This is a genomic window from Geobacillus thermocatenulatus, assembly GCF_002217655.1.
GTDB lineage: Bacteria > Bacillota > Bacilli > Bacillales > Anoxybacillaceae > Geobacillus > Geobacillus thermocatenulatus.
The window spans coordinates 111698-130408 of the sequence record NZ_NEWK01000002.1 but is presented as its reverse complement, the minus strand read 5'-3'; the positions used below and the strand labels follow the sequence as shown (position 1 = coordinate 130408).

Annotated in this window: 19 protein-coding genes, 1 tRNA gene, 1 pseudogene and 1 riboswitch; of the genes and pseudogenes, 2 read left to right on the top strand and 19 right to left on the bottom strand. The window is 55.1% G+C overall.

From position 1 onward, the window contains the following. Nucleotides 1-5 precede the first annotated feature (5 nt). From B9L19_RS09425 to B9L19_RS09360, 14 genes and pseudogenes are all read right to left on the bottom strand, one after another. The gene (locus B9L19_RS09425) at nucleotides 6-653 is read right to left on the bottom strand and encodes a precorrin-8X methylmutase (protein WP_013145276.1); all 648 of its coding nucleotides are present in this window, start codon (nucleotides 651-653) and stop codon (nucleotides 6-8) included. A gap of 53 nt (nucleotides 654-706) precedes the next feature. Beyond that, nucleotides 707-1534, bottom strand: a complete 828-nt coding sequence (cobK, locus tag B9L19_RS09420) for a precorrin-6A reductase (protein ID WP_047753088.1) — start codon at nucleotides 1532-1534, stop codon at nucleotides 707-709. Nucleotides 1535-1556: 22 nt separating this feature from the next. After that, the gene (locus tag B9L19_RS09415) at nucleotides 1557-2387 is read right to left on the bottom strand and encodes a sirohydrochlorin chelatase (protein WP_047753087.1); all 831 of its coding nucleotides are present in this window, start codon (nucleotides 2385-2387) and stop codon (nucleotides 1557-1559) included. Nucleotides 2388-2422: 35 nt separating this feature from the next. Then, the gene (cobJ, locus tag B9L19_RS09410; protein WP_198527163.1) at nucleotides 2423-4204 is read right to left on the bottom strand and encodes a precorrin-3B C(17)-methyltransferase; all 1782 of its coding nucleotides are present in this window, start codon (nucleotides 4202-4204) and stop codon (nucleotides 2423-2425) included. Between the two features lie 64 nt (nucleotides 4205-4268). Beyond that, on the bottom strand, nucleotides 4269-5057 hold the full coding sequence (locus B9L19_RS09405; protein ID WP_341864940.1) for an energy-coupling factor ABC transporter ATP-binding protein: 789 nt from the start codon (nucleotides 5055-5057) through the stop codon (nucleotides 4269-4271). A gap of 5 nt (nucleotides 5058-5062) precedes the next feature. Continuing rightward, nucleotides 5063-5788, bottom strand: coding sequence for an energy-coupling factor transporter transmembrane component T family protein (locus tag B9L19_RS09400; RefSeq protein ID WP_047753084.1), 726 nt, complete (start codon nucleotides 5786-5788; stop codon nucleotides 5063-5065). Then, nucleotides 5772-6065, bottom strand: a complete 294-nt coding sequence (locus B9L19_RS09395; RefSeq protein WP_025950694.1) for an energy-coupling factor ABC transporter substrate-binding protein — start codon at nucleotides 6063-6065, stop codon at nucleotides 5772-5774. Before B9L19_RS09395 ends, B9L19_RS09400 begins: the two co-directional genes overlap by 17 nt. Nucleotides 6066-6069: 4 nt before the next feature. Then, complete coding sequence (locus tag B9L19_RS09390; protein WP_025950695.1) at nucleotides 6070-6813, bottom strand: energy-coupling factor ABC transporter permease; 744 nt, start codon at nucleotides 6811-6813, stop codon at nucleotides 6070-6072. Next, the gene (locus B9L19_RS09385) at nucleotides 6814-7212 is read right to left on the bottom strand and encodes a (2Fe-2S) ferredoxin domain-containing protein (RefSeq protein WP_025950696.1); all 399 of its coding nucleotides are present in this window, start codon (nucleotides 7210-7212) and stop codon (nucleotides 6814-6816) included. It lies immediately after the preceding gene. A 185-nt stretch (nucleotides 7213-7397) separates the two neighbouring features. Continuing rightward, a riboswitch (cobalamin riboswitch) is annotated at nucleotides 7398-7591 on the bottom strand. A 58-nt stretch (nucleotides 7592-7649) separates the two neighbouring features. After that, a pseudogene (locus B9L19_RS09380) lies at nucleotides 7650-7766 on the bottom strand (RraA family protein); the annotation flags it as partial. A gap of 8 nt (nucleotides 7767-7774) precedes the next feature. After that, entirely contained in the window at nucleotides 7775-8155 is a 381-nt protein-coding gene (locus tag B9L19_RS09375) for a retropepsin-like aspartic protease (RefSeq protein ID WP_025950698.1), read from the bottom strand. Continuing rightward, a complete protein-coding gene (locus B9L19_RS09370) occupies nucleotides 8145-8399 on the bottom strand; it encodes a hypothetical protein (protein ID WP_025950699.1) in 255 nt (84 codons plus the stop codon). Before B9L19_RS09370 ends, B9L19_RS09375 begins: the two co-directional genes overlap by 11 nt. A gap of 99 nt (nucleotides 8400-8498) precedes the next feature. Beyond that, nucleotides 8499-8984 carry a ribonuclease E activity regulator RraA gene (rraA, locus tag B9L19_RS09365; RefSeq protein ID WP_025950700.1) on the bottom strand — a complete coding sequence of 162 codons (486 nt, stop codon included), beginning with the start codon at nucleotides 8982-8984 and terminating at the stop codon, nucleotides 8499-8501. Nucleotides 8985-9220: 236 nt separating this feature from the next. Next, nucleotides 9221-9292: transfer RNA gene (locus B9L19_RS09360), tRNA-Gln, on the bottom strand. A gap of 173 nt (nucleotides 9293-9465) precedes the next feature. Between B9L19_RS09360 and B9L19_RS09355 the strand changes: the two genes are divergently transcribed. After that, nucleotides 9466-10347 carry a glycerophosphodiester phosphodiesterase family protein gene (locus tag B9L19_RS09355; RefSeq protein WP_025950701.1) on the top strand — a complete coding sequence of 294 codons (882 nt, stop codon included), beginning with the start codon at nucleotides 9466-9468 and terminating at the stop codon, nucleotides 10345-10347. Nucleotides 10348-10525: 178 nt separating this feature from the next. Here B9L19_RS09355 and B9L19_RS09350 read toward each other — a convergent pair whose 3' ends face one another. Both B9L19_RS09350 and B9L19_RS09345 read right to left on the bottom strand, forming a co-directional pair. Continuing rightward, a complete protein-coding gene (locus B9L19_RS09350) occupies nucleotides 10526-12682 on the bottom strand; it encodes a DNA topoisomerase III (RefSeq protein ID WP_047753083.1) in 2157 nt (718 codons plus the stop codon). Nucleotides 12683-12694: 12 nt separating this feature from the next. Continuing rightward, nucleotides 12695-13585 carry an aldo/keto reductase gene (locus B9L19_RS09345; protein WP_047753082.1) on the bottom strand — a complete coding sequence of 297 codons (891 nt, stop codon included), beginning with the start codon at nucleotides 13583-13585 and terminating at the stop codon, nucleotides 12695-12697. Nucleotides 13586-13678: 93 nt separating this feature from the next. Here B9L19_RS09345 and pepF point away from each other — a divergent pair, with 93 nt between their 5' ends. Then, nucleotides 13679-15535 (top strand): oligoendopeptidase F, encoded by a 1857-nt coding sequence (gene pepF / locus B9L19_RS09340; protein ID WP_047753081.1) that lies wholly within the window; start codon nucleotides 13679-13681, stop codon nucleotides 15533-15535. A gap of 143 nt (nucleotides 15536-15678) precedes the next feature. Here the strand turns inward: pepF and B9L19_RS09335 are convergent, their stop codons facing one another. The 3 genes from B9L19_RS09335 to yidC all read right to left on the bottom strand — a co-directional run bounded on the left by B9L19_RS09335 (nucleotide 15679) and on the right by yidC (nucleotide 18697). Then, nucleotides 15679-17148: a nicotinate phosphoribosyltransferase gene (locus B9L19_RS09335; protein ID WP_015374911.1), complete on the bottom strand. Its 1470-nt coding sequence runs from the start codon at nucleotides 17146-17148 to the stop codon at nucleotides 15679-15681. An 81-nt stretch (nucleotides 17149-17229) separates the two neighbouring features. Further along, nucleotides 17230-17781: a cysteine hydrolase family protein gene (locus tag B9L19_RS09330; RefSeq protein WP_025950705.1), complete on the bottom strand. Its 552-nt coding sequence runs from the start codon at nucleotides 17779-17781 to the stop codon at nucleotides 17230-17232. 166 nt (nucleotides 17782-17947) lie between these two features. After that, entirely contained in the window at nucleotides 17948-18697 is a 750-nt protein-coding gene (gene yidC, locus B9L19_RS09325; RefSeq protein ID WP_047753080.1) for a membrane protein insertase YidC, read from the bottom strand. Nucleotides 18698-18711: the final 14 nt, after the last annotated feature.

Genomic DNA, 18711 nt, shown 5'->3' with positions numbered 1-18711 from the left:
GTTCGTCACGCCCGCTCGGCAAGCAACGATAAAGCATTCAAGGCGGCGACCGTCACCGTGCTTCCTCCTTTGCGGCCGCGGTTGGTGATGAACGGCACATCGAGCTTCGCCAACTCTTCTTTCGATTCGGCCGCCGAGACGAATCCGACCGGCAAGCCGATCACCAATCCCGGCCGCGCCTCTCCTTCTTTAATGAGGCGAATGAGCTCCAATAACGCTGTCGGCGCGTTGCCGATGGCAAAAATGCCGCCTTCCGCTTCTTTCACCGCTTTGCGCATCGCCACGATCGCCCTCGTCGTATTCAACCGTTTCGCTTCCGCGATCACGTCTTCATCAGAAATATAGACGCGCACCGCGCTGCCGAACTTCGCCAGCCGCGCTTGGTTGACGCCGGCTTGCACCATTTGCACATCGGCGACGACAAGCTTGCCGCTGCGGATGGCATCAATGCCTGAGCGAATCGCATCTGGGTGGAAAATGAGGCTTTTGCCCAGCTCAAAATCAGCCGATGCATGGATGACGCGCTGAACAATTCGGTATTGTTCTTCCGTAAACGAATGCTCGCCGATCTCTTCATCAATGATTTGAAAGCTGCGCGCTTCAATTTGTTCCGGCTGGACGGTGGCCGGACGGAACGTGGTATGAAACTCCATCTTTCACTCGCTCCTTTTTTCGCTTGATGTTCAGTGAAATCCCGTTGCCTCAATCATCCGTTTCGCACGCCTTCGCTCGGCGTCATGGAGGAATGTTCATTCGTTTCCCCCGTCGGAAGCGGGGCATGCTGCTTCAACGACTCAAGCACGCCGGCAAAATCGTGGTGCACGATGCTGTATGACAGCCGCGGGCGGCGGATGACGATGACCTCGATGCCGAGCTCCTCGGCGGCGGCGATTTTCTCATCCACAAACCCAACTTTGCCGCTTTCTTTCGTGACGACGACCGTGACGCCGAAATGGCGGTACAGCGCCCGGTCGAGCTCTTGGGTAAACGGCCCCTGCATCATGACGATTTGCTCTTGCGAAAACCCAAGACGCTCGCATTTGTCCAAATTGTCTTTTCTCGGGAGCATCCGGGCGATCACCTTCACGTTTGGGCGATTGAGCAGTTTGGCGGCGAAAATGTCGAGCGTTTTGCTGCCGGTCGTCAGCATCACGACGCCGCCTTTTTTCGCCGCCAGTTCGGCGGCTTCTTCATAGCTGTCGACAAATGTCACCTTCTCGAATGAAAGCGAAGACGCCTGCCGCTCATAGCGGATGTACGGCAATCCGGCAACAGCCGCCGCTTGCATGGCGTTTTTCGACGCCTCTTCGGCAAACGGGTGGCTGGCATCGACAATCGCTTTGGCTCCCTCAGCTTTGGCAAGCTCGGCCAGCTGGGACGCATCCATGCGGCCGACATAGGCGCGAATGCCGGATGACCGAAGCTGTTCGGCCGCGTGATCGGTGACGACCGTTGCGGTTACCGAATAGCCGGCTTGTTGAATCATCACCGCCAATTCGCGGGCATCGCTCGTCCCTGCCAACATCAAAATCATCAGCGCTCCCCCTTTTTGCTTTTTAGTGATGATGATGGTGGTGGTGGTGATGGTGAGAAACGTGGAGCCGGTATTGACAGACGTCGCAGTTCATTGAAACGGTTTGATCGAGCACTTCTTGCAAGCGGTCAAGCACGATATCGATCAGTTTCGGGTGAAAGCCGAAATAATCGGCCAGCGCAAATGAGACGTGCGGATGATCGAGGCGGTATTGCGCCACTTGCCGTTCAAGCCGCTTGATGAGCACGCCGGTGAACAAAAAATACGGCAAGACGACGATCCGCTTCGCCCCAAGCATGAGACAGCGGCGGACGGCGTCATCAAGCGACGGCGTCGTCACGCCCATAAACGCCGGTTCAATGAGCGCATAGCCGGTCTGCTCCCAAAAGAGGCGGGCGATTTTGTACAAGTCGCTGTTCGCATCCGGGTCGCTTCCGCCCCGGCCAAGCAAAATGACCGCTGTGCCGTCGTCCGGCTCTTCCGGACGCTCACCGATTTCTTGCAGTCTCTCTTTTAAAATCGCAAACGTCTCTTCGTGAACGCCGATCGGCCGTCCATATCGAAACGTGATGCGCGGATAGCGTTTTTTCGCGTCATCGATTTCCGCCGGGATATGCAGCTTCGAATGCCCGGCCGGCAATAAAATAAGCGGAATGACCGCCACTTCCGCCGCTCCGGCCTCAACGCACCGATCAATTCCTTCGCTGATCGACGGGCGGCCAAACTCAAGAAAACACGTTTCAACATGGAAAGAAGCAGAAAGACGCGGCCGCAGGCGGTCGACAAACTGCCGCACTTGCTCATTCCCTTCCGGGTCGCGGCTTCCATGGCCGACAAACAAAATGGCTCTCATATTCGTTCTCCTCTCTTATATCGCTCCATCCGAGGTTACTCGCCGCATGCCGGCGTTTCGATCTTCGCCGCTGTCTTGGCCTCCTCGTACGAAAAGCGGCCGATTTGTTTCACACGGGCAAAAAACTTATGAAATCGTTCGTTCGGATGAGCGTGTTCTTTGTACTGTTCAATGATGTCCGCCACAATAGCCACCATCTCTTCCGGCGGGATGCCTTCCGCAACGAGCCGGCCGGGATGGGCGTTGCGGCCGACCGTTTTTCCGCCTAAAAACAAGTCAAATTTCCCTTTCCGGTACACAAGCCCAATGTCTTCGCGCACCGCGCCGTAGCATGCCATGCCGCAGCCGTTGATGCCAAGCTTCAGCTCTTTCGGCAGCGCCATGCCCCCAAATCGCCGCGCCAATTCCTCGGCATATGGAATCGCGTCTTTTTTCTCCCCGTCGCAAAAGTCGCATGCCTTCAACGTCAGCACATCACCGACCGGCATCACCATCAGCCCGGCGGCAGCGAGCCGATCGACAAGCCCTTTTGGATCCTCTGTCACCCGCTCAATTTTGATATAATGATCCGGCGTGTACGTCATTTTCCCGTCCGGTCCGACCGCTTCGGCGAGCGCGATGAGCTGCTCCGGAGTAAACTGCTTGTTGGCCACCCCTGGGCTCACCGCTGCTTCGAACAGCACGGCGGACGCCTTCTTTGTCGTTCTTCTATCCAACGCTGCAAGCGCGTCCTCCGCTGTTTCTCTCACCCGATGCAACAGAGCGGATGACGGCCGGTTTTCCGTTTGGACGAATGGCTCCTCCGACAGCGGAAAAGCGGAAGCTGCCGGCGCCAATCCCACTTCCTTCGCCGCCACGTCCACAGCCGGCGGCCAAACCGCCACGGCGGCCAAACCGCGGTCTTTCTCGTCGCCGAAAGCGGAGGCAGCCGCAGCAAACGGCCGAAACGCTCCTCCGTTCCCTTCATCCAGCTCTTCCAGCGGTTTTGTCTGATCAAGCGCCCATGGCTCCGCCTCTTTGCGCAGCCGCTCATGCGGCTTGAGCGGCTGGACGTCGGCCGTCAACTGATATTTGCGCTGGTAGCCGCGCGGCGTGATCATGAGCCCATCGTGAACAAAAGTCGTCGAGTTGCCGATAATGACCGTCGTCAACATGCCAATTTCATGGTCCAGCATATGCGCCAAGTCGGTGAGGACGATATGCTGCCGTTCTCGGTACGCACTTTTCACGAGTCCAACGGGTGTTGTCGGCGCACGATGGCGGAGCAGGATTCGCTGCGCTTCCACAATCTGCCGAGTACGCCGCCCGCTTTTCGGATTGTACAGCGCGATGACAAAATCGGCCGCGGCGGCGGCGGCAATCCGCTTTTCAATCAGCTCCCACGGCGTCAAATGGTCGCTCAAACTGATCGTACACGCATCGTGCATAATCGGGGCGCCAAGCAAAGCGGCGCACGAATGAATCGCGGAAATGCCGGGGATGACTTCGACTTCAATCGGACTCGCTTTCGTCCACCCTTTTTCGATCAGCACTTCATACACGAGCCCCGCCATGCCGTACAACCCGGCGTCGCCGCTGGAGATGACGGCAACCGTTTTGCCGCGCTCGGCCCACTTCACCGCCGCTTGGGCGCGGCTCACTTCTTCGGTCATGCCGGTGCTGATGATTTCCTTTCCAGCAATGAGATCGCGCACAAGTTCGATGTACGTTTTGTAGCCGATGATGACGTCGCTTTCTTCAATCGCTTCCCGAGCCCGTTTCGTCATATGGTCGACGCTTCCCGGGCCGAAGCCGACAATGAGCAATTTGCCGCTCATCATGATCCCTCCTTTTGCCGCCTAGCACCCATTTTTCACACTCCATTCGCCGCTCATGTCCCTTTCACGGCGCAACACATCGGGGGACGATCTTTTCCTCTGGCCGCCATGCTTGCCAAAGCCGCACGAACAGCGGAACATCCAAGCGAATGTCCAACAGCCGCTGGCGGTCGGCGAATACGTCTTCGGGTGCCCCTTGCATCACGATCCGTCCTTCGTGCATGACCGCGACGACATCCGCCCACTGCCAGACGAAATCCATGTCATGGGTGGCGATCAACACAGTCGTCCCCGCCTGGTGAATGGCGTCAATTTGTTTGAGAAACTGCTTTGTCTGATGCTGATCCAAATAGGCGGTCGGTTCGTCCAATACGAGCAAGTCCGGCTTGGCCGCCATCGTACAGCAGAGCGTCAGCCATTTTTTCTGTCCGAGACTGAATTGATGGGTCGGGCGGTCCAGCCAAGATTGAAGGTGGTATTCCGCCGTAATCGCGGCAAGCGCCTCCCTCATTTTTTCTCGATCGATTCCGGCATGGACTAAGCTGATCGCCAATTCATCACGCACGAGCGGAGCAAGGATTTGATGCTCCGGGTTTTGAAAGACGATGCCGACTTCACGCCGCCATTGCGCCCAATCCGCTCCTCGTTCATACATGTTGCGCCCTTTCCAATACACTGTTCCTTCCTGCGCCCGCAGCAGCCCGTTCAAATGAAGAAACAACGTTGTTTTGCCGCAGCCGTTTGGCCCGATCAATGCGCATTTTTTTCGCTCTGGAATTTCCCAATCAACCCCATTTAGCACATACCGTTCCGCCTGGTAAGCGTATTTCACTCGTTCCATCCGCAGCAGCAACGTTTTCACCCCTTCCGCCATGCCCAACCAAGCAGCAAGGCCATAATGATGCCGGCCGCAATATCGGCAAGAGGCACATGCGCCTTTTCCTGCTGATGCCTGTACCCGCACGACACGACGCCTCCACGCGCCGCAAGCGAACGGCTGAACGATTCATACGACTGCCACGTTTTCACCCACAGTTGGTACATCAGCATCCCACCATGCCGCCAATGCGTTCCCCCACTGCGGGCTCGCAGCGCCAGCATCAGCTCTGCGGCCGCCTGCTCGAGCAAAAAGATAAAACGATACATAAGAAAACAAAGTTCCACAAGCGCCGCCGGTAGCCGCATTCGCTTCAGCAACGCAATCAAGTCCGGCGCCGGCGTCGTAATAAGAAGGAAAAACAAACACGACCAGGCAGCGAGAGAGCGGACGGCGAGCTTTGCAGCCGGCTGCAGCTGGCTGTCGATGAAAGTTATTCGAAAAGGAACCGACACAGACACAACAAGCGTCAGCAGGCTGATCCCTAAAAAAACAGATGCCGCCAGCATCGCTTTTCCATATACGGAAAACGGCACTCGTGCGCGAGCAACAATCCAATACGCCATTCCGATGAGCACAAGCCATTGCTCGCGCCAGCCGCCCATCATAACAACGGCAAGCATAACAAACGCCACGATAAGCTTCCACTCCGCCCGCCATGCCCGCAGCCGGTTGTCATACGCCCAACGGTCAAACTCGCGAATCATGGCTGTTTTTCCGCTCCGAACGCCCTTTGTACAACCCGACGACGTAGCCGATCACGCCGGCGCCAAGCGCGGCCTGCAGCGAGAACAGAAGCGTTTCGACTTCGCCGCCTGGAGGGGTAAAGATCGACTCAAACCACGGCTGGTAATGCGGGTCGAGCGTTTGAATGGCTTTTTCCGCCTGATCGTCCGTTCCACCAAACTCTGATCCGCGCGCCCACCAAAGCGGAATGATGACAAGCAAAGCAGCCAGCAACACGAGCAAGCCATTTTTCTTCATCGCATTACGCCCCCTTTTCCTTTTTGAACAGCGGAGAAGCTTGATAGGAAGCAAGCCAGTTCCAGACGATCACCGTTATGATGCCTTCCGTCACCGCCAACGGCACTTGTGTAATGGCAAAAATGCCGGCGAATTTCAGAAACGAGGCGATGACTCCCCCATCAGGAGAAGGGAACGCCAAGGCAAGCTGCAGGGACGTCATGACATATGTGGCCAAGTCAGACAAACAAGCGGCAAGAAACAAAGCCGCTCGATTGGATACCGCCCCTTTTCGGCACAGGTGATACACTCCATACGCGACGAACGGGCCGACGATCGCCATCGACATGGCATTGGCTCCAAGTGTCGTCACTCCTCCGTGGGCAAGAAGCAGCGCTTGAAAGAGAAGAACGACTGTGCCGATCACCACCATCACCCACGGTCCAAACAAAACCGAGCCGAAGCCGATCCCGGTCGGATGGGAACTGCTGCCGGTGACGGATGGAATTTTCAACGCCGACAATACAAATGTAAACGCGCCAGCTAACGCCATCAGAAGCTTATGTTCGGGGTGCTGCTTCAGCGTATGCACAAGCCGCCGCAATCCGAACACAAAGAACGGCAAAAACAACAGCCACCAAAACAGCGCCCATTTGACAGGCAAAAATCCTTCCATAATGTGCATGGCATACGCTTCATTTTCATTCGTCAACAAAAAATAGAAAACGAACAAAGCCGCCATTCCGCTCCATCGAACCGCTCTCTTCATTTATCCCTTCACTCCTTTCGCAGCATGTTCCGTTTTCCGTTTTCCGCTTGGCGCCTCCCGTTCGCCAGCTGGTGTCAACACCAATTCGTCTTCATATTCATACGTCGCCCATTTCAAAAGAGGCAACCCCTCATCCAAATGAGCGCGCACAACCTCCTTCGCCCGCTCCGGCGTCATCTGTCGATACCAGACGCCTTGCGGATAGACGATCATCACGCACGCGTCTTGGCATCGTCCGTTGCAGCGCGTCCTTGTTGTATGGACAGCGTCGTCAAGCCCGAGGCGGGCGATCTCCTCGCGCACCGCCATTGTCACGTCATCTCCGCCATGGCGGAGGCACGTCCCTCCGTTGCAAATGAGCACATGATGCTTCATTCCCCGCAAATCCCATGTCGCCACCGAATCCCCCCTTTTTGGCTAGAATGATAGAATTTAGACGCAGACAGACGGGCAGGTTTTCGGCAAAAGAAAAAGCACCTCTACAGCAGAGGTGCAGAAAAATGTATACGAAAGCCGTAAACGGCCCAAACAGGCCTAATGCAGCCATCATTCTCCCGCACGTCTGCCTATAGTCCCGTAGGCATCCGTCCGATCCAAACAAGGCAGGTCTCCTGACTGAGGATCATCGCTTGGCGGCGTCTTCCCGAAGCATCCTTCAGTGACTTGCTGCCGCAAAGCTCCCCATCACAGTGGCGGGCACCGTGCCGGACTTTCACCGGGCTTCCCTTTTCACCCAAGCCTTTAAGCAGGCTTAGGCACCTTGTTTGTTTCTCGCCTATTGATCTTGTCATGGAACAAGCATCCGTTTTCATCGTAGTACAACTTGATGGCGGCCGTCAACCGTTTTTTGCTGACAAATCTTCACGGGCCACGACAACGCCGTCGGCATCGGCGTACACGTATGCGCCCGGCTCCCAGCGGACGCCGCCGAACTCGAGCACAACGTCGCGGGCGCTCCATTTCAACCAGATCGATACATCTCCAACTTGTCTAGGTCTAAGACAAATCCAGCGTCCAGCAATATGTCCAATCCTAACAAACCGTTAATCCCTTCATAGTCCATCCCGCTAAAATCAATCTCATACTCTCTTAGCTGGAAAGAATCTAGCTGAATACAGTCTAGTTTTTTTGTAAACGCGTACTCTTTCCCACCGATTCCGTAATAAGCCACAATACGATCGCCTGGCTCTACCCACAAATGGATGTCCTCTACTGCATTTTGAGAAATCACTGTTTTCGCCGCACCAGTATCAATCACCATGTTATGAATCAACTTAGACCTTCCTTGATAAACGATTTCGATCGATGCAAACAGCAATCCATCACGATATTCAATCTGCATCGTGAGCTTTCCCTCTCAGGCCAATCGCTTTCCGAACTTTTAAAACAATTTCCTTGTGGCTCGTGTGATAAACAAGCTGATTCCCTTTTGATTGCAACAACTCCCGAGTTGCATCCTCATTCGAAACGGTTCCCATCACATCCACTTCTTCAATGATTTCTCGGTCCCCCTGTAAGCGGGATTTCAATATCTGTACTTTCACGAACTGGTTTGGATACGATGAACGCACCTCCTGCCATTTCATCTCGATCACCTCAACTTGTTCTTTGTATCCGTTATATCACTGTCCAAACATCGAAACGCCTTCGTACAATCACAGTGTAACTCCCTTATATGACGACCATCAATCGCTTTTTAGACGGACATCTTCACGAGCAACGACAACCCCGTCGGAATCGGCGTACACGTATGCGCCCGGCTCCCAGCGGACGCCGCCGAACTCGAGCACAACGTCGCGGGCGCCTTTTCCTTCTTTTTTGCTTTTCACCGGGCATGTGCCGATCGCCATGACCCCAAGCGGCATGCGGCCGATTTCCGCCGAATCGCGGATGCAGCCGTGGATGATGACGCCGGCAAGCCCCCGGTCGCAGGCGATTTGCGCCAACCGGTCGCCTAATAGCGCGACGCGGCGCGAGCCTTTTCCATCGACCACGAGCACCGTCCCCGGCGGCACCGTCTCGAGCGCTTCGCGGACAAGAACGTTGTCCTCAAACACGTCGACCGTCGCGATCGGCCCAAAAAACATCCGTTTTCCGCCGTACGATTGAAACGGCAACTCGCAGACTTGCAGCTCATCTAAACATTGATCGCATAAATCAGCTGTTTTCATGACCCTCTCCCCTTTCGCTTTTTTCATTCGCCGCCATTCGTCAAAATCCTGCCGACTCCACATTTTTTGCCGCGCTGTTTCTGCTCGGGAATCGGATGCGTATCCTTGCGGGACCGCTGAAAACGATAAAAAGATGTTCTCGTCCCCGCTTTCCGGCGAACGAAAAAACGGCCCCGCACAACATGGCGGAAGCCGTTTGGGCTGCCGGGACGAGCGGACCCCGTCCGGCGATTCAGCTGGGCTAGCTGGATTCGAACCAGCGCATCACGGAGTCAAAGTCCGTTGCCTTACCGCTTGGCTATAGCCCAACGTTTTGTTGTCGTTTACAGTATGCGGCATGATAACGCACTTTATGCATCAAACTGAATATCCCTTTGTTTGATGTGCGACACTATCGGTACAAACATCCTTTCCCTGCTATATCCCCTCGTTTTCTCTCGCACTTGTTTTCCCGATATGATACTGGAAGGGAGAGATGTCTATGCGCCAGATCATGGTTTTTCGCTTCTATCTTTGCGCATTGTTTTGGCTATCGCTGCCGATCGTCTTAGCGGCCACAGCTGCCTGGCAGCCACCCAGCCAGCCGAAAACCGCCGTCATCGCCCACCGCGGCGCGTCCGGACACGCGCCGGAGCATACGCTCTCATCCTACCGCCTCGCCGCCCTCATGAATGCCGATTATATCGAAGTCGATGTGCGCGCAACGAAAGACGGGAAGCTCGTTGCCCTGCATGATGCGACGCTCGCCCGGACGACAAATGTCGAAACGGTTTACCCGCACCGCTCGCCATGGCGGGTCAGCGATTTTTCATTGCGTGAGCTCAAAAAATTGGATGCCGGATCGTGGTTCGATCCACGCTTTGCCGGCGAACGCGTTCCGACGCTTGATGAGGTGGTTCGGATGCTGAAAGCGGAACGTGTAAACGTTCCGTTGTACGTCGAAACGAAACAGCCCGGCATCGAACGGGCGGTCGCCCGCCTATTGCAAAAACACGGCGTTCTCCAGCGCGGAAGCGTCATGTTTCAATCGTTCCATCCAGAAAGTTTGCAGGCGCTCCGGCCGCTCATCCCGCGCGGCGTCCCGCTCATTCAATTGGTCGGCGAAAAGGAAGCGCGAAGCGGCCGCGACGAGCTGTTGCAACAAATCGCCGTCTATGCCGATGGCATCGGCTTGCCGCTCTCAGCCGTCACCGAAGAGTGGGTGCGCGCCGCCCATGGCCGCGGACTCATGGTTCATGTCTATACCGTCAATGAACCACACGATCTCGCTCGCCTATGCGCCATGGGCGTTGACGGCCTATTCACCGATTATCCAGACCGCCCTGGCCGCATTGCCGCCTGCCGCCGCCCTGCCATTGATTGACCTGCGGGGAGACTGTCGGAATTTGAGTTTACATAACATTATTATGGTTTTCAAAACAAAACTGTTCCCATTTGACCCGATTCGGTGCATCATTTGAGAAAAAGGAGGCCAGATCGGGGGACCGCCATCGGTCCGCCTTTTTCGCCAAGCCTCCCGTCCCCAACGCCTGTTGCCTTCGTCACCGCTTCGGAAATTGAAACGACAATTTCTTCTCATTTTCATCCCAAACGAGAATAGCGTCAAACGTTTTCTCGCCTTTTTTGAATCCTTTGATGACATTCGTTTTTCCTTGAGAAAGCAGTTTTTTCACATTGGCCGCCGAAATCGATTTGCCAAGAATTCGTTTGGAGATCGTAAACGAGCATTTTGTTTTCGCGTACTGGTCGCAGCCGTACAACGTTCCTTTGTCGACGACGGTCCCGCCGCAAAGCGGGCACGTCCCAAGCTTCTCGCCCATCGTTTTTTTCTTCCTTGTCCGCTGGATCGAGGCGGTGTCAACCCCTCTGAAATTCCAATTCGGCGCGGCGGCGATGGCGTCAGCGACCACTTTTTGCGCCAACTTTTTCACCTGTTCCATAAAGGCGGCTGATGAGGCGCTCCCTTCGCCGATTTCGCTTAAGCGCTGCTCCCATTTCGCCGTCATTTCCGGCGAGGCGAGAATCGTGCCGCCAAGCGCCTCGATCAATACTTTCGCCTTGTCGGTCGCATATACGAGGTTCTTTTTCACTTCAATATACTTCCGCTCTTTCAGCATGGTAATGATCGCCGCCCTTGTTGCTTCCGTGCCAAGCCCTTCCGTTTTGGCGAGCACTTTTTCCAGTTCTTCGTCATCCAAAAATTTTCCCGCTGTTTTCATCAAAGTGATGAGTTCGCCTTCTGTATACCGTTTCGGCGGCTCGGTCTTCCCTTCTTTCACCTTGACAGCGGCCGCTTCCCCCACCTCCCCTCGCTCAAGGGGAGGCAGCGCAGCATCTTTCTCCTCCTCATGCGGGCGGATGACCGCGCGCCATCCTTCCTCGACGACTTGTCTTCCTTTCGAAACGAAGCGAGCCCGACCGTCAACGAGCGTCGTGACGGTCGTATAATCGATGACCGCCGCCTGATGGTGGGCGGCAATTAGGCGGCGGACAACCAAATCGTACACCTTCCGTTCGTCGGCCGACAGCTTCTCGGGATCCACCACTTGCTCGGTCGGGATAATGGCGTAGTGGTCGGTGACTTTTTTCTCGTTTACATAACGCTTATTCTGTAAAATCGATGGCTGCGGCAACGGAAAATACGGCGCGTACGCTGGAAACGATGACAACTTTTGTAAAATCACTGGGAATGTTTCCGCTTCCCCTTTCGTCACGTGCATCGAATCGGAACGAGGATACGAAACAATCCCTTTTTGGTAGAGCGATTGCAGCACATCAAGCGTCTTTTTCGGCGAGAAGCGGTACAACTTGTTCGCTGTCGCCTGCAGGGTCGATAAGTTGAACAGCAGCGGCGGCTGATACGTTTTCCGCTCCGTGCGGACGTCGGCGACTTCCGCCCGTTTTCCTTGGCAAAAGGCAGCGATCTTTTTCGCCATCTCCTCGTCCCCAAGACGCGTTTGGCCGTTTTCATCCGTCCATTTTCCTTCATAGCGCTGATCGCCGATGACAAACGAGGCGACGACTTCCCAAAACGGTTCAGGGCGGAACTGTTCGATTTCCCGCTCACGCCGGACGATCAGCGCCAATGTCGGCGTCTGCACGCGCCCGACGGAAAACACATCGTTCATCCCGCGCTCTTTCAGCAAGAGGCTGTACACGCGCGAGGCGTTCATGCCGACGAGCCAATCCGCGCAAGCGCGGGCGTACGCTTCCTCATAGAGCGGGCGCGTCGTCCGTTCATCAAGCAGGCGGCGGAACCCTTCCTCGATCGCCTTCGGGGTCAAGGACGACAGCCAAAGCCGCTTCATCGGCTTGTTCACGCCGCTTAGGCGGATGATGTTGCGCACAATGAGCTCCCCTTCGCGCCCCGCGTCGCCGGCATGGATGATTTCCGTCACTTCCGGCTTTCGCAGCAGTTCTTTCACAACCTTGAACTGTTTCGCCTTCGCTTTTTCGATCTCATACTCAAACCGTTCCGGGATGATCGGCAGCGCCTCGAGCGTCCACCGCTTCCACTCCGGCCGATACCGCTCCGGCGGGGCGAGCTGGAACAAATGCCCGATCGCCCATGTCATATACGCCCCGTCCGGAAACAAGTCGTTCGGCTTAATTTCGATATATCCTTGCCGCTTTTGATGCGGAAAAATAGAGGCAAGCGTCGCCCCTTGGTCCGGCTTTTCCGCGATAATGACTTTCATCGTCCTCTCCCCTTACGGCACATCATGCCCCATGGAGCTTTGCAAGATGGCGAACCATTGCTCGCGGGAAAGCGACAAAGACAGCGCCCGCACCGCCCGCTCGATGCGTTCTCGTTTCCCCGAGCCGACAATCGGCATCATCCGCGCTGGATGAACGAGAAGCCACGCATACAACACTTCGTCGATCGTCTCAGCGCCCACCTCACTCCGCACTTGTTCAAGCGTCCCGCGCAGCCGCACCGCCCGGTCATCGTCAGCGGAAAAAATCGCTCCACGGGCAAGGGGCGACCATACCATTGGCGGAATGCGCTTCTCAAGGCAAAGGTCAACGGTGCCGTCTTCAAGATTTTCCAACCGATACGCCGATACTTCGATTTGGTTGGTCACGAGCGGAAACGGCAAATACGACTGAAGCATTTCCCACTGCGAACGCTTAAAATTGGAAACGCCAAAATAGCGCACTTTCCCATCTTGCTTTAACCGAACAAACGCCTCGGCCACCTCTTCTGGATTCATGAACGGATCCGGGCGGTGAATCAGCAGCACATCAATATAATCGGTGCGGAAATGGGCGAGCGACTGCTCGACCGAGGCGATGATATGGGTTTTGCTTGTATCATATAATTTCATCCCGTATTTTGACGGCAGCTTGATGCCGCATTTCGTCACGATCTCGATCTGACCGCGCAAGCTTGGCTTTAACGCCAGTGCTTCGCCAAAGCGCGATTCACACGTATAGTCGCCGTAAATATCAGCATGGTCAAACGTCGTAATGCCGCGCTCAAGACAAAATTCAATGAGCGACAGCAGCTGCTCGCGCGAATAGCCCCAGTCCGCAAGCCGCCAACAGCCGTGAATGAGGCGGGAAAAAGTCAAATCGTCCGCCAACCGGATTCGTTCCATTGATCGTCTCCCTTTCTTTTTTTGGTTTTGGCTAAAATCGTTCCGCTTGCGCATACTACCAACAAGAGGAAAAAACGGAAAGGACGTGATGATATGAAGCGCTGGCTTCTTGGGCTCGCCGCCGTGCTTCTTTTGGCCTCCCCATGGCCGACATCAGCCGCCGAAACCGCATACGAATGGAATGTGGCCGACATTTACCCATCCGAACACGAATGGATGCGCGACTACAAGGCGGTGAAAAACGCCTTGCCGAAACTGGCGGCGTTTGAAGGGAAGCTTGACGATGCAAAGATGATCGCCAAACTGTTCGCCCTAAACGAACAAACGGCCCGCAAGCTCGAAAAACTGTCGCTTTACGCCCATTTAAAACGCGATATCAACATTGAAGATGAAACGGCGGCCCGGCTCGGGGCAAAAGTGGAAGCGCTCGCCGCCCAATATGCGGCGAAAACAGCGTTTATCGAGCCGGAACTGCTCGCCCTTCCAGACCGGACGCTCAGGAAGCTCCAAAAAAGCAAACCGCTGAAGGCGTACCGCTATTACTTCCATGAGTTGCGTGAGCAAAAGCCGCATACGCTCACGAAACGCGAAGAACAGCTGCTCGCGAAACTATCGCCGGCGCTCGGCGAAGCGGAGAACATTTATGACCACGCCGCCCGCGGCGATTACGAGCCGCCGTCTGTCAAGATGCCGAACGGAAAAACGGTGACATTGACCGACGACCAATACGCCGCCATGCTCGAGCACCCGGACCGCCGCTATCGAAAGGCGGCGTTTGAAGCGAAAGCCAAAAGTTATGAAGCCATGGAACAAACCGCAGCCGCGACGCTGTATGCCTCGGTCAAAGCAGATGAATTGTATGCGAACGTGCGCCGCTATCCATCCGGCCTTGCCGCGGCTCTCGCCGCCGACGATGTCCCGAAGGAAGTGTTCGACAACTTAATCGCCGCCACCCGCCGCCACTTGCCGGCGCTTCACCGTTATGTCGAACTGCGGCGGCGCGCGCTCGGGCTTGACCGCGTCCATAGCTATGACTTGTACGTGCCGCTTGTCGGTGAAACAATGAAGCCGATTCCGGTCGAAACAGCGAAGACGTTGATTTTGGAAGGGCTCAAGCCGCTCGGCGCCGACTATATCAAACAGGTGCACCGAGCGTTTCAAGAACGATGGCTTGATGTCTTCCCGCGCCCGAAAAAATATACCGGCGGCTACAACACGGGAGCGTATGACACCCATCCGTTCATCTTGCTCAATTACAACGGTTCGCTTGATGGCGTATTGACAATGGCCCACGAGCTTGGGCACGCCATGCATTCCGTCTACACGAACCGTGCGCAGCCGTACCATTATTCCGGCCATTCGATTTTCACCGCCGAAGTCGCCTCGACCGCGAACGAATGGCTCATGCTCGATTATTTATACAAACAGGCGAAAACAAAAGAAGAAAAACTCCGCCTGCTCATCGAACAAATCGAGCAAATCCGCGGCACGTTGTACACGCAAGTGATGTATTCCGAATTCGAGAAGATGATTCATGACAAGGTGCGCCAAGGCGGCAGCTTGACGGCGGACGAACTGAACCATCTTTGGCTTGGCCTGCTGAAAACGTATTATGGCCCGGCGTACGCCGCCGATCCCGGCGCCGCGCGCGGCTGGCTGCGCATCCCGCATTTTTATGACGCCTTTTATGTATACAAATATGCCACTTCGCTCGCCGCATCGTACGCCATTGTGAGCGACATCCAAACCGATGCAAACGGCGGGGCGGTGAAGCGGTACAAACAATTTTTGCGCTCCGGCGCATCCGATGACCCGATCCGTCTGCTCAAACGTGCCGGAGTAGATATGACAAGCCCCGAACCGATCGAGCGGGTCTTAGGTCATTTCGCCGAACTCGTTGACGAACTCGATCGACAGCTGCCAAGCCAAAACCGTCAGCGGTCTACATGAAAGAGGTGTCCCGCGCCGTTCGGGACACCTTTGTTATTGCGGCGGAAAAAAGAATATCGCTTTGCGTTGCAACGCGCGGGACCGGTTAAGGCGGTCGATCGCGCGCAAAGCGACACCATGCGCTTGCCCCGCAGCCAAGGCGGTTATTCACTTAAAGATGCGCCTGCAATTTTTTCTTTCACCTTGCGGATGTTTTCCATCTTATTGTCCCAGCACGCTTGGCTCAAATCGACGGGATATTGCTCGGGATTGAGCGTCCGTTTGTACTCCTCCCAAAACAAGCGCAAGCTTTCTTTCGCGTACGCTTGAATGTCCGGAAGCGGGGGCGACGTATACACAAGCCGGCCGTTGTCGAAGATCGTCACATGCAAATCACGCGCTTCGAAATTGGTGACGAATTTGCTGATGAACGTGTACACCGGATGGAACATTTTCAGCCGCTCTTCTTGCTGCGGGTTTTCGCTCTCTAAGGCGATGTAGTCGCCTTCCGCTTTATGGTTGATTTTGTTGACGATGCGGTACACCCGCTTCAGCCCCGGCGTCGTCACTTTTTCCGGATTGCCGCTGATTTTGATCGTATCGACCATCTCACCGCGTTCGTTTTCGATCGCCACCATTTTGTACACGGCGCCGAGCGCCGGCTGATCGTACGCCGTAATGAGCTTTGTGCCGATCCCCCACACATCGATTTTCGCTCCTTGCGATTTTAAGTTTAAAATCGTATCTTCGTCCAAATCGTTCGAGGCGAAAATTTTCGCGTTCGGAAATCCGGCTTCATCGAGCATTTTTCGCGCTTCTTTCGACAAATAGGCCAAATCGCCGCTGTCGATGCGGATGCCGATAAAGTTGATTTGGTCGCCCAGCTCCTTCGCGACGCGAATGGCGTTTGGCACCCCCGACTTCAACGTATCGTACGTATCGACAAGAAAGACACAGTCTTTGTGGCGGCGTGCATACTTCAAAAAGGCCGTGTATTCATCCTGGTACGCTTGAATCATCGAATGGGCATGCGTTCCGGCGACCGGAATGCCAAACAGCTTCCCAGCGCGCACGTTCGATGTCGCCTCAATCCCGCCGATATACGCCGCGCGCGCGCCCCATAGCGCCGCATCCATCTCCTGCGCCCGCCGGCTGCCAAACTCCAAGGCCGGTTCGTCCCCGAGAATATGCTTAATGCGCGACGCTTTCGTGGCGATGAGCGTCTGGAAATTGATGATGTTTAAAATAGCCGTTTCGATGAGCTGCGCCTCCGCAAGCGGCGCCTCAATGCGCATAATCGGTTCGTTGGCAAACACCACTTCCCCTTCGCGCATCGAACGGACCGTGCCGGTGAAGCGAAGCGTCCGCAAATAGTCTAAAAAATCGTCGCGGTAACCAAGTTCTTGGCGCAAATAGTCGATGTCGCTGTCAGAGAATCGGAACTGCTGCAAAAACTGAATGACACGCTCCAACCCAGCGAACACCGCATAGCCGTTGCCAAACGGCAGCTTGCGGAAAAACACTTCAAACACAGCGCGGCGCTCATGCATACGATCTTCCCAATACGTCTCGACCATATTGATTTGATATAAGTCCGTATGAAGCATCAAACTGTCATCAGCATATGTCTTCATGAATGTGCAACCTCCAACACACGAATGACGGCGCCGCCGAATAAAACAATGTTCATCGTCTATTCTATCACGTTTTCTCCATTATTCCACTATTTCCGCGCCTAGCGTATGGCGAAAATGGCGAAGCGCCCATTCATGTCCCGCCGCGTCGAAGCTCGCCACCGCCCGCCGGTGGACGACGATGCGAAATCCTTTGTTGTACGCATCGACCGCCGTATGAAGGACGCAAATATCGGTGCAGCAGCCGACCAAATGCACCTCCGTGATGCCTCTCTCGCGCAATTTCAGCTCCAAATCAGTCCCGGCGAACGCGCTGTAGCGCGTTTTGTCCATCCAATACACATTGTTTTTATGCCTGTTCGCCTGATACACCGCCTCGAGCTCCCCGTACAGCTTTCGCCCCTCCGTCCCTTCAATGTTATGCGGCGGAAACAGCTTCGTTTCCGGATGATAGTCGTCTCCCGCCGCATGCTTGTCAATGGCAAAGACGACAAAATCACCGTTGTCAATAAACTGTTTCGTCACCCGCACGAGCTCTTTTTCAATCGCCTGACCCGGCTTCCCGCATGTGAGCGCGCCATGATCAGCGATGAAATCGACGGTGTAGTCGATGTTAATAAGCGCCTTGTTCATTCCCATTCACTCCTTCTCCTCTTCCTGCACGGTTCGGGTTGCTGCTTTTCCATCTCGCCTACATCTTGTTGGACTTTTCTACCATTATACCATATCAGCATTGACAGCAGACAAGACAACAAATCCCCTGCCTGCTGGAAGCGGACAGGGGATTGTCGAAGTCGTTTCAGCTGTTTTCCGCCGCTTTGGCCGCCTTCATTTGAGCACGCAAAATGAGCGACTGGATGATCGAGAAGCAGCCGCCGACGACCCAATAGAGCGACAGCGCCGACGGAACGGAGCTGGCGCCGATAAAAATCATCACCGGCATGATGTACGACATCATCGCCATTTGCGGCATTTGCTCTTCAGCCATCGACGGCGACAGGCGGAGCGAGATGAACGTCGTCAACGCCGCCAAAACGGGCAAAATGAAATACGGATCGCGATGGCCGAGTTCGACCCATAAGAACGAATGCGTTTTAATTTCCTGCGTCCGCGAAATCGCGTAATACAGCGCCATAAAAATCGGCATTTGAATGAGCACCGGCAGGCAGCCGCTCGCCGGGTTGACGCCGTGCTTTTGATACAGCTGCATCATTTCTTGCTGGAGCTTGCGCTGCGTTTCCGGGTCTTTGCTTTTATATTTTTCTTGCAGCTTCATAAGCTCCGGGCGCAGTTTTTGCATGGCGATCGATGCACGGAACTGCTTCAAAATGAGCGGCAGCAAGCAAAAGCGGACGATGAGCGTCAGCACGATAATGGCGATGCCGTAATTGTCGCCAAACCAGTGCCCAAGCGTCAAAAGAAGCTTCGACATCGGGTAGACAAAATAATGGTTCCAAATGCCTTGGCTATGTTCGTCGATCGGTTCGTTGCGGTTGCAGCCGGCAAGAAGCAAAACGGCGCCAAGCAGCACCAATCCCCATTTTTTCATGAAAAGCCCTCCTT